The organism is Acinetobacter sp. RIT698 (assembly GCF_009668065.1).
GTDB classification, from domain to species: domain Bacteria; phylum Pseudomonadota; class Gammaproteobacteria; order Pseudomonadales; family Moraxellaceae; genus Acinetobacter; species Acinetobacter guillouiae.
On record NZ_WJYH01000084.1, the window covers coordinates 1 to 10,881 of the forward strand.

Here is a 10,881-nt window from a genome sequence, read left to right on the forward strand (position 1 = left end):
CGCTAATTTTTTGGTATCAGGCAATTGGCCTTTGTCATCAAATTTAGTTGGACTCCGTTGCGCTTCATGGATACGTCCCACCACAAATGGTCGGTCAATATTGCCATCAAAGAAATCTATCACCACAATCTCACCAATCCTCGGTAAGAACCGCGCACCATAGCCTTCACCTGCCCACGGGGTCAGTACATCCACCCAAGCGGAATCGGTGTCGTTGTCATTGCTTCCTGCACCACCATCATGACTATGATCTTCATTGCGGGTAAACAGGAAGCGAACTTTAATACGTCCCCATTCATCGACATGGATTTCTTCTCCACTTGGCCCAACCACTTTGGCACGTTGTGGATGGGTACTTGGACGATGTTGTAGTGGGTGGTATTCAGGAACAGTGGTGATATTACGGCGTTGTAGCACCAATTGATTGGCTTGGCGCTCTGGGTTGTTTGAGTCTACATTTGAATTGACCCAATTGCTCTGTTGGAGCAAGCGATTAATTTGCTCATTCAGTTCTTTGGGTAAGTTGTTGTGGTTATAGAATGTCTTTGACGTGATCAGAAATTCTTTGTCTGAGCCACTGTGTTGGTCTATTTCTGGGTGTTCATTCAATTCAAACCAATACCCCACTTGTGCATCACGTACAGTGGAATTAGCTATAAATTGTTTGGATTGGGCATCGTAGTAATGACTGAGGTTTTGGTTAATCTTTTCAATCTGATTGTTATTTGAAGCGGTTGCTTGGTCTTCACCATTTAGGTCTTGAATCCATGCTGGGCTGATATGCCAAGCCTGTTCTAAACCAAGACTGGCATTGTTTTGGTTTTGACTATGTTGATGTTTACTTTGAACACTGCCTGCACCCTCTTCTTGCTCTAACACATCTGCTTGCCAGCGTTGTACATGGACAGCAGTGGGTTGTAAGCTACGTTGTCCGATAAAGCTGGTGATGCTGTCTTGTTGTTCTGTGGCACTGCTACGATGGAAGCGAATCTTTCTTCGTTCTAGCGCTTTGTATTCACTGTTATCATCCACCAAACGTAGTTTTTGCGGCTGAATTTGAGTCGCAGAACTAGGCACAATCAATTGTGCTTCATCAATCAACCAGTTGATCCCTTCACTGCGCATCAAGCGGCTTAAAAATGCATAGTCACTTTCGTTGCTCTGCATGATAAATGGTCGGATATCGTAGTCTTTTTTCAGTCCACTTTTATTCAGGCTTAGACTGGAGGCAAAGAGTGGGCTTTTGTCTTGCCATTCTTTAAACAGCGTTTCTATGACTTGCACAACCGACTTATTCATAAACACTCGGCTGTTACGGCGTTTATGCCACAGTGAAGTGGCATCTTCGAGTTTGAGTTTATATAGCGTTAGTGCGCCATCACTCTGCCCTTGTGCCGCTTCAGTAATCACCCCTGTGCTACGAAACAGTTGTCCATGATCTGTGACTTGATCAATGGCCACTTGGCTACCGATAAATTGTTTAAGCGGAATCGTTGCTGAAGTGGCAAGGCAAATCAATTCAACAGACACACCTTGGTTTAGACCATGTTGTCCATCGATACGTTGTAAGAAGACTTGAGCAGTCAAATCAGGATTGCTAAATTGGATATGCAAGGCTCGTTTTTGTGCGTTTAGTCCAAGCTGATCCAATATTTTATAAATGCTATTTACTAAGCTGTTCATTTGAATGAGTTAATTATTATTAAAAAATATGTTTAGATTATAATCATAAGTCAAAATTCTGTCATTTTTAATTTTGTAAAATGATTTAATATCCACAATATAATTATTAAAATTCAATAAATTACATATAACATAAATTTATTAGCCATTAAAAATAGGCTAAATAAATTTCAATATTTTTAAATCAATAAAAGGGAAATCATTACATATAACATAGACTGATTTCCACCCATCATGATCTTTTAACCTTTCTTCACTAAATAATGAAATTCCTTATTTCCGGCATCATCTAGTACTTCTTCTTGTAAAATCAACTCATGACCGAGATGCATACAAAATTTAGGAATGTCCCAAGAGGTTGAATTATCAGTTGCAAATACTTCAACGACATCACCTGATTTAGATTTACGAATTGCTTGATGCAACATCATTACAGGCTCAGGACAACGTAGTCCACGCGTGTTTAATTGAATGCTTGCTGTAGGCATCGGCTCAGACATTATCTATTCTCAAAAAGAAGCGAAATCAATCAATAATTTTAACACAAACTCAAATAATGAATAAGGCTTGCAATATATCTATAATATGACACATACATTCATCTATTTACCTTATTTAATAGATAGACATCTGTGTTTTCTTCGGTATGATAAAAAAACATTTACTAGATATTAAGCGTCTTTAGGAAAGATCATGCACGAGGAATCAGGCCCATCGTGGGGAATGCGTGGCTTACGCAAATGGTTAGGAACAGCGCCAGAAACCCGGGATGAACTGCTAAAATTAGTACAAGATTCACGTCGTTTTTTAGAACCCGATACTGTTGCAATGTTAGAAGGCGTATTAGACCTTCCAGCAACAAAAATCCGTGAAGTCATGACTCCGCGCACAGCGATGGTCAGTTTACAAGAAGATGATCAACTTCTTGATATTTTAGATATTCTTATTGAATCTGCACATTCACGTTTCCCTGTTTTCTCTTCTGATCAGCCTGAAAACGTCGTGGGTATTTTACTTGCTAAAGATCTTTTACCCTTTTTAACTGATCGTTCATCTGTTGTAGATGTGCATGCGTTAATGCGTCAGCCATTATTTGTCCCAGAAAGTGCCCGTTCCGACCAAGTTTTGAGGATGTTAAAAAACACTCAAACCCATATTGCCATTGTAATTGATGAATATGGTTCAACAGCAGGTCTGGTCACTTTAGAAGATATTCTGGAAGAGATTGTCGGCGAAATTGAAGATGAGCATGATAACGTTGACGAAGAAGCGCAATTTATCATTCCAGATACAACCCATACCACAGCCAATACATGGATTGTGCAAGCACTTACACCAATCGAACATTTTAACAATGTTTTAGATGCTGAATTTCCTGACGATGAAGTAGAGACTATGGGCGGATTACTGCTTCAAGAAATTGGTCTAGTGAGTGATCTTCAAGGCCAAGTGGTTGAGCTTGAAGATTGGGAATTTACAATTATTGAAGCAGATGCACGCACTATTCATCTGATTCGAGCTGTACATAAATGAGAGCATACTTTGACAAGCTGTTAAATTCATCACAACAACAAAAACAGCTGCCCTTCATTTTCCCATTATTGATTTCGTTAATGTCAGGCGCAGTGTTCAGTTTAGCACTAGCGCCTTATTATTGGTGGTGGTTGGCAATTTTATCGCCTGCCCTACTGTATGCTTGCTTAAAAAGCCGTACACCACGCCAAGCATTTGCGATTGGCTTAAGCTATGGTTTTGGCCTATGGTTTGTTGGCGCATTCTGGCTATATACATCGATTCATGTGTATGGAGATACCAATGCTGTATTAAGTGTCTTGATGATCGCCATCATGGCCATTGTCATGGGGCTTTTTACCGCGATTCAGACTTGGGTATATCGTAGATTCTTTCCTGAAACGCCATTAACTTTCGCTCCTTTGTGGGTTATTTTTGAATGGTCGAAGACTTGGGTCTTTACGGGTTTTCCATGGTTATTTGCAGGTTACGCATTCACTGAACGACTCTTAGATGGCTATGCTCCACTCTTTGGTGTGTTTGCAGTATCTTTTGTTGTGATTATCCTTGCTTGTGCATTGGTTGAAATTTTAAATAGAAAAGTCTTTTGGATCTTTCCTGCAATCATTTTAATCCTTGGCGCATGGGGCGCATCGTTTATCACTTTCGTACAACCGAAAGCAGAAAAGCCGCTCTCCGTTTCTTTGATTCAAGGCAATATTCCGCAAGATTTAAAATGGTTGACTGAATATCAGGTTAAAACCTTAGAAATTTACGTCAATTTAAGCCGTACTGAATGGGGCCGAGATCTGATTGTTTGGCCAGAATCCTCGATTCCGTTGTTCCAAACAGATATTCAACAATTCTTGGATATGATGGATCAACAAGCCAAAAGTTCAGGCACAGCATGGGTAACGGGTATTCCTTATTGGGACTTAAAAGAATCACAGAAAAATGGCTATCCAATGTACTACAACAGTATGATGGCTTCTGGCGCGGATTCTTCAGGCTTATATAAAAAACAACGTCTGGTGCCTTTTGGTGAATATATTCCACTTTCAGGATTATTGGCTTGGGTGTTACCTGCGCTACAAAATGATCCATCCATGAGTGGATTTTCCCAAGGTGCATCCAATCAGAAACCTTTTAATATTAAAGGACATGATTTAGCTGCAGCCATTTGTTATGAAGTGGCCTATCCGAATCTCACTCGACGAAATGCGATTAATAGTGACTTTTTAGTGACTGTTTCTAATGATGCTTGGTTCACCGGTACAGCAGGCCCATTACAACATCTTCAAATGGTGCAAATGCGTGCCAAGGAAAATGGACGTTGGTTTATTCGTGCTACCAATACAGGCGTAACAGCATTTATTGACCACAATGGACATATTGTAAAACAAGCCCCTGTAGATCAAAAAGCTGTGCTTCGTGGTGATTTACCTGCCATGCAAGGTGAAACTTGGTACACCCGCTTTAGTGATTATCCTATTTTATTGCTATCCCTCTTATTATTAATTTTAGGTTGGATCTATCGACCTAAAGCAGTCGATATTAGCTTTAAATCTAGACGTTAATGTTTGAATCCCTCATCTCTGGTTTAAGGAGATGAGGTCAGCTTCAACAAAGCGCTTGATTCAATGATTAAAGTAACTTTGTTCCCAATGGCACATTTGCATCAGGCACACACAACGTCACATGCCCATCTTGATTATGGAAACCCGTCACTAAACACTCTGACTGAATCGGTCCAATTTGTTTTTTTGGAAAGTTCACAACAGCAACCACAAGCTTCCCAATTAAATCTTCAGGTTGATACAGGTTGGTAATTTGCGCACTCGATTTCTTTACACCAAGCACTTCACCAAAATCAACATGCAAAATATAAGCAGGATTTCGCGCTTTCTCAAACACTTCGGCTTGAATAATTTTTCCTACCCGTAACTCTACTTTAAGAAAATCATTCCATTCTATTTGTTGCATTGCTGAGTCCTCGTATTTTTATCAATTCATCTCAAGAGATAAAATCATTTTAGATAAATTTAAAGCGATCAACCTTATACAAAACAGACAAATGATCCTGTTAAAAAGACAATCATGTTCAATCCAGACTCAATCCAAGCCCTATCAAAACGAAATTGAAAATATTTTCGGCGCATTTTTTATTATATTTTTTTCAAGTTTATGCTAAATTATTTTCGCTGATCATAAAGTCGTAAACGTTTACGTCAATCAACGTGCCAACATATCTCCAACAAGGCTTGGGGCTATTTAAATCAAGATTTTAATATTTTGGTTCGGCACTGGCGTTTGTTGGTTTACGGAGTAAAAAATGCAAAATTCTAAATCATCTTATTTTAATTTTAAAAAGATTCCACATCGCTATGCAGCGATTGTTTTACCTTTGTTACTGTCTATTATCATGACATTTATTGTTTCATGTATCAGTACATTCAGAAGCATGGGTTTTGAGAATTTTTCGCTATACACATGGCTTTCAGCTTGGGGGATTTCTTGGCTGATTGCCTTTCCAGTGTTACTGTTTATCTTACCTATTGTGCGCAAAATCACCATGAGCCTGGTTCAGCCGACTTAGTTGAATAAACCTGAATCATTAAATTGTAGTGCAAAAAAACCGAGGATTATACCCTCGGTTTTCCATGATATTTCAACTAAAGTTGAGTCACCAAATAAGACATCATTGCAGCTAAAAATAACATTGGCACATAACGATATGAACGTACTAAATATTGTTCTAATAATGATGAGAATTCAGTTTTTAACTGAAATACTGTCAAATTTAAGGCATTATAAAAACTAATAATAGATAATGCACTAAATACGCTAATCGCCATAAAACCAATCATGATCTGGCTATTGGCATCGGCAACTTGCCAAATATTGAGAAAAAACTGGCTAATCGGTAATAGGCTCAAAATTAAAAGAACAGATTTGAGCATAGTCCAATGAAATTGGCTGATTTCATCTGGTAATAATAATGCTTTCATCTCATCCTCCTAAGCAATTCAGATTGCCCTGAGAACTATTATGCAAGCTTTTAATTAAATAAAAAGTCTATTTTTATACACAATTTAACTTTCTTGTAACTATTAAATATGGGAATAATTCTTATTATAACTCTCAAACATCGTTATTTTAAATAGATGTTATATTTCAATAAATTAAACACACTTTAGCAAACAAGAAAGATTATCACTTCACTCAATATTTATTAACTCGATTAAATGAAGTGATTAATCCCATAAATAATAACCTAAATAATCTTCAATTAAGGTTGGTAATAAATATCTGCATCATTTCCTTCACCACCTTGTTTACCATCGGCACCAAAAGAATATAAATCAAATTTACGACCTTCAGAACCAGGGATTACATATTGAATATCATTTTCCCAACTGTCTTTCGGATAACCACCTTTAACATAACCACCAGGTAACCAGTTTTTAGCCGTTGCAGGTTGATTTACAAGCGCATCTAAACCACCTTCTTGGCTTGTTGGATAACGCCCATTGTCCAGTTTATACTGGTCTAAAGCACCCGCTACACCTTTTAATGCAATTTTAGTGGTGTCAACTTTGGCTTTTTCACCACGTCCCATCACATTGGGTACGATCAATGCTGCAAGTACGCCTAAAATAACAATCACAACCATCACTTCAATTAAGGTAAAACCTGACTGACGAGTCCTATTCATCTTTCGTTGCATCTGCTTACTCTCTATATTCTTTATAAAAATAATTGGCTTAAATCATATTGTTCATATTGACGATTGGCAACATGACTGCAATCACAATAACCAAAACAATACCAGCCATAAACACCAACATTAAGGGTTCCAGTAAAGCCAATAATGTTGAAATAAATGAGGATACTTCTCGATCCTGCATATCTGATGCACGGCTTAACATTCGATCTAACTCACCCGAAGCTTCACCGCTTTTAATCATTTGTACCATCATCGGTGGGAAATAACCACAACGCTCCAATTGTGTTGCAAGATTTCCACCTTCTGTGACTTTCTCTGCTGCAATATTAACAGCATCTCGTATCACCCAATTGCTACTCACCGCTGCTCCAATTTTTAAAGCATCGACCAATGGCACGCCTGATTGGGTAAGAATAGATAAGGTACTAGCAAAACGCGCTGCATTTATACCACGAGATAATTTACCAAATAATGGCAATCTGAGTGTTAAACGATCAAAAGCATAGTGCCCCGCAGAAGTTCGTAGGAATCGAATCAATAAAAAGATCCCAACCACACTAAACACCAGCATAAAGGGCCAAGCCTGCCGAATAATCTCACTGGCTTTCATTAACGCCACAGTGATCCATGGCAAGGCTTGCTTACTTTGGTCAAAGGTTTTAACGATGTCTGGAACAACATACGTCATTAACCCCATCACAATCGCAAAAGACATAAACATCAAGATGATTGGATAGATCATCGCACCTTGAATTTTCTTTTGCATCGCAAAGCGGTTTTCGGTGTAATCAGATAATTGATCTAAAATTAAATCTAAATGTCCTGAACGTTCACCCGCAGCAACGGTCGCAATATACAAATCTGGAAAGCGTCCTGTTTGTTGCATCGCTTGAGCCAAAGAGTGCCCTTCAAGCACTTTTGAACGTGCCGAAAGTAAAAGATTTTGTACATGCACTTTTTCACTTTGCTTGGCAACTGCTCGTAATGCTTCCTCTAAAGGAATCGCAGCAGCGACCAAAACAGAAAGTTGACGTGTCATTAAAGCCAGATCATAAGCCGAGAATTTACGTTGAAAAAATCCTGAACTTTTATTTTTATCTTTTTGTTCAACAGCATCCACCGTGACAGGAATCAATTCCTTGTCCCGTAGTTGTTGTCGAATCTGGCGTGCGGAATCTCCCTCTAACACGCCTTTTTGCTGCTTTCCTGAAGCATCAATTGCAGTAAATTGATATGCTGGCATTATTATGCTCTAGTTTTCCAAAATTTTTTGATTACGCTGTTGCGTCATACCCTATAAATCATTCATATTCATGTTTATAGATGACTGTTACACTCTAACACAAGCCGAATCTGGACATGAAACAATTTCATCACAGCCTCACTAAATTAATGAGTCACTAAATTAAAAATGTCGAATACCCTTGCTACGCCACAGACGATTTATCGTATTCAAGTTGCTGTTCCTGTCTATTTGAATGACTGCTTTGATTACCAAGTCACCGCTGAACAATATGCGCAAGCTGAAGTCGGTGCGCGTGTTGCAGTGTCTTTTGGCAGACAAAATCTGATTGGTGTTATTGTCAAGAAAGTACCGATTGATGAACCAGTGGATTCTCATTTTAAACTCAAAGCCATTACTGAACTGTTAGATGAACAGGCCATTCTAGACAGTAAAGTTTTAAGTTTATTGACATGGTCATCACAATATTATCAATTTCCCATCGGTGAAGTGATTCAAACGGCGTTACCTACCTTATTACGCCAAGGTAAACCTTATAATTTATTGGCACGTATCTGGAAACTTTTAGACTTACATGCCGAAGACAAAGTTAAGCGTTCTGAAAAACAACAAGAAGCCTATAAAATTTTAAAGCTACACCCGAAAGGGACACAGGAAAATATTCTTAATCTAAGTGGTGTTGAGACAGCCACACTCAAAATCCTTGAGAAAAAAGACATTGTTCGTTGTGATTTAGAACCACAAAATGTCACGCCAGAACCTGTGCAATTGGCACAGATGCCCCTCACGCCAAATGACGATCAGAAGAAAGCTATTCAAGCGATTTTAAAAGCGCAAAAAAAATATCAAGCATTTCTATTGGATGGTTTAACTGGGAGTGGTAAAACCGAAGTTTATTTGCAAGTAATGCATGAAGTACTTAAACAAGGCAAACAAGTCTTGGTTTTAGTGCCTGAAATCGGCTTAACCCCACAAACCATCAGTCGTTTTCAATCACGTTTTCATTGCAATATTGCCTTACTGCACTCAGGCTTAAATGACACTAAACGTTTACAAGCATGGCAGCATGCGCAAACGGGCAAAGCCTCTATTATTTTAGGTACACGTTCTGCAATTTATACACCTTTGCCACATTTGGGTTTGATTATTTTAGATGAAGAGCATGATCTTTCGTTTAAACAACAAGAAGGCTTTCGCTATCATGCTCGCGATGTGGCCATGTATCGCGCACATTTAGAAAATTGCCCGATTATCTTAGGTTCTGCCACGCCAAGCATCGACAGTTATTATCTTGCTCGCCAAGAAAAGCTGACACGGATTGAGTTAAATCAACGTGCTGGTGCCGCAATCATGCCGAAAATGCATTTGATTGATTTAAAAGTGGCAAAAAAACAGCATGGCTTAAGTGATGTTTTAATTGCTGAAATAAAAAAACGTTTAGAGAAAAAAGAACAAGTTCTGATTTTTTTAAATCGCCGCGGTTACGCCCCCGTGCTTATCTGTGAAAGCTGTGGTTGGCAGGCCAATTGCCCCAACTGCGATGCTCACTTTACCCTGCATTTAAAGCCTTATCAGCATTTACATTGTCACCATTGTGGCACGATTAATCGTATGCCTGATGCTTGCCCTCAATGCAATCAACAACAATTAAAGCCAATTGGCATGGGAACTGCCAAAGTTGAAGAAACCTTGAATGAGCTGTTCCCTCACTTCCCCGTCTTGCGCGTAGATCGTGACTCAACCAGTCGGGTTGGTAGTTGGCAAAAGATTTATGATCAAATCCAGAAAAGTGAACCGACCATTTTACTTGGTACTCAAATGCTGGCAAAAGGACATCACTTTCCTTATGTCACCTTAGTGGCAATTTTGGATATTGATGCAGGTTTGTTGAGTGTGGATTTCCGTGCTACAGAACGTACTGCGCAATTAATTATTCAAGTTGCAGGTCGTGCGGGTCGTGGTGAAATGAAAGGTGAGGTCTATTTACAAACCCTAAGACCTGATCATCCGTTATTAAACACCTTGATTCATAATGACTATCGGACCTTTGCCAAACAAACCTTAAAAGATCGCCAAGCCGCGCTACTTCCACCCTTTCGTTATACAGCTTTGATCCGTTGTGATTCAAAACATCAGGAAGAAAATTTAAAGTTTCTGACTGAAATGACGCAGCTCCTTAGACAAACTGCCGAAGAGAATTTAATTGATATTTGGGGACCTATTCCAGCCCCAATGGAGCGTAAAGCAGGGCGTTACCAAGCCCATGTGGTTTTGCTTTCTCAAGATCGGGCAAAAATGCATTTTTATATTCGTCAATGGTGGCAACAGCTGTTACATAGCAAACCCTCTACGATGAAAGTCACCATAGATGTTGATCCGCAAGAATTGAGTTGAGTTTATTGTTGTATGTTGAATATCCTCATATCTTGATTTAATTGCTTGCATAACCGAATATTGATGTATTACAACCACTTCCTGCCATTAAGTAAATTGTAATTATCAGTATTTTTATCAATTTCATGGTGCTGATTCCAATTCAATACTTTTTATTCAATATATTTAGGACTTAGCTCTCCACAGATAAAAAATACTATTTTTCTTGCGGATATGATTGTTTTATAATTTCGTAAAAAAGTAATTAATTCTGAAGATAAAAAATAATCAACATCCCATGATTCTTCTTTTTCTTTATCTAGCGGTAGATTGTGTATTAAAT

General features: G+C 38.6%; 10 protein-coding genes. 4 read left to right on the forward strand and 6 right to left on the reverse strand.

All coding sequences use genetic code 11. From position 1 onward, the window contains the following. Both GJV03_RS20570 and tusA read right to left on the reverse strand, forming a co-directional pair. On the reverse strand, positions 1-1,683 hold a 1,683-nt coding region (locus GJV03_RS20570), incomplete at its 3' end, for a type VI secretion system Vgr family protein (protein ID WP_154131011.1). A 242-nt stretch (positions 1,684-1,925) separates the two neighbouring features. Continuing rightward, positions 1,926-2,183 carry a sulfurtransferase TusA gene (gene tusA / locus GJV03_RS20575; protein ID WP_004725563.1) on the reverse strand — a complete coding sequence of 86 codons (258 nt, stop codon included), beginning with the start codon at positions 2,181-2,183 and terminating at the stop codon, positions 1,926-1,928. Positions 2,184-2,376: 193 nt separating this feature from the next. Between tusA and GJV03_RS20580 the strand changes: the two genes are divergently transcribed. Continuing rightward, positions 2,377-3,216, forward strand: coding sequence for a CBS domain-containing protein (locus GJV03_RS20580; RefSeq protein ID WP_004816763.1), 840 nt, complete (start codon positions 2,377-2,379; stop codon positions 3,214-3,216). After that, positions 3,213-4,772, forward strand: a complete 1,560-nt coding sequence (lnt, locus tag GJV03_RS20585; protein ID WP_154131012.1) for an apolipoprotein N-acyltransferase — start codon at positions 3,213-3,215, stop codon at positions 4,770-4,772. The genes GJV03_RS20580 and lnt overlap by 4 nt, the downstream gene beginning before the upstream one ends. A 67-nt stretch (positions 4,773-4,839) precedes the next feature. On the opposite strand, the gene GJV03_RS20590 is transcribed toward lnt, so the two are convergent. Continuing rightward, positions 4,840-5,178 (reverse strand): tRNA-binding protein, encoded by a 339-nt coding sequence (locus tag GJV03_RS20590; protein WP_105713855.1) that lies wholly within the window; start codon positions 5,176-5,178, stop codon positions 4,840-4,842. Between the two features lie 349 nt (positions 5,179-5,527). On the opposite strand from GJV03_RS20590, the gene GJV03_RS20595 reads away from it, so the two are divergent. Further along, positions 5,528-5,791, forward strand: a complete 264-nt coding sequence (locus GJV03_RS20595; protein ID WP_034617824.1) for a DUF2798 domain-containing protein — start codon at positions 5,528-5,530, stop codon at positions 5,789-5,791. 76 nt (positions 5,792-5,867) lie between these two features. On the opposite strand, the gene GJV03_RS20600 is transcribed toward GJV03_RS20595, so the two are convergent. From GJV03_RS20600 to gspF, 3 genes are all read right to left on the reverse strand, one after another. Then, positions 5,868-6,203, reverse strand: coding sequence for a hypothetical protein (locus tag GJV03_RS20600; RefSeq protein ID WP_004725552.1), 336 nt, complete (start codon positions 6,201-6,203; stop codon positions 5,868-5,870). 281 nt (positions 6,204-6,484) lie between these two features. Next, on the reverse strand, positions 6,485-6,922 hold the full coding sequence (gene gspG, locus GJV03_RS20605; protein ID WP_004725550.1) for a type II secretion system major pseudopilin GspG: 438 nt from the start codon (positions 6,920-6,922) through the stop codon (positions 6,485-6,487). A gap of 37 nt (positions 6,923-6,959) precedes the next feature. Then, positions 6,960-8,165 (reverse strand): type II secretion system inner membrane protein GspF, encoded by a 1,206-nt coding sequence (gene gspF / locus GJV03_RS20610; protein ID WP_004725548.1) that lies wholly within the window; start codon positions 8,163-8,165, stop codon positions 6,960-6,962. 168 nt (positions 8,166-8,333) lie between these two features. On the opposite strand from gspF, the gene GJV03_RS20615 reads away from it, so the two are divergent. Next, the gene (locus GJV03_RS20615; RefSeq protein ID WP_056517360.1) at positions 8,334-10,559 is read left to right on the forward strand and encodes a primosomal protein N'; all 2,226 of its coding nucleotides are present in this window, start codon (positions 8,334-8,336) and stop codon (positions 10,557-10,559) included. Positions 10,560-10,881: the final 322 nt, after the last annotated feature.

Excerpts from the sequence above, each read along its gene's own strand:
- tusA (WP_004725563.1), bottom strand. The coding sequence starts at position 2,183 with ATGTCTGAGCCGATGCCTACAGCAAGCATTCAATTAAACACGCGTGGA.
- GJV03_RS20580 (WP_004816763.1), top strand. The coding sequence starts at position 2,377 with ATGCACGAGGAATCAGGCCCATCGTGGGGAATGCGTGGCTTACGCAAA.
- lnt (WP_154131012.1), top strand. The coding sequence starts at position 3,213 with ATGAGAGCATACTTTGACAAGCTGTTAAATTCATCACAACAACAAAAA.
- GJV03_RS20590 (WP_105713855.1), bottom strand. The coding sequence starts at position 5,178 with ATGCAACAAATAGAATGGAATGATTTTCTTAAAGTAGAGTTACGGGTA.
- GJV03_RS20595 (WP_034617824.1), top strand. The coding sequence starts at position 5,528 with ATGCAAAATTCTAAATCATCTTATTTTAATTTTAAAAAGATTCCACAT.
- GJV03_RS20600 (WP_004725552.1), bottom strand. The coding sequence starts at position 6,203 with ATGAAAGCATTATTATTACCAGATGAAATCAGCCAATTTCATTGGACT.
- gspG (WP_004725550.1), bottom strand. The coding sequence starts at position 6,922 with ATGCAACGAAAGATGAATAGGACTCGTCAGTCAGGTTTTACCTTAATT.
- gspF (WP_004725548.1), bottom strand. The coding sequence starts at position 8,165 with ATGCCAGCATATCAATTTACTGCAATTGATGCTTCAGGAAAGCAGCAA.
- GJV03_RS20615 (WP_056517360.1), top strand. The coding sequence starts at position 8,334 with ATGTCGAATACCCTTGCTACGCCACAGACGATTTATCGTATTCAAGTT.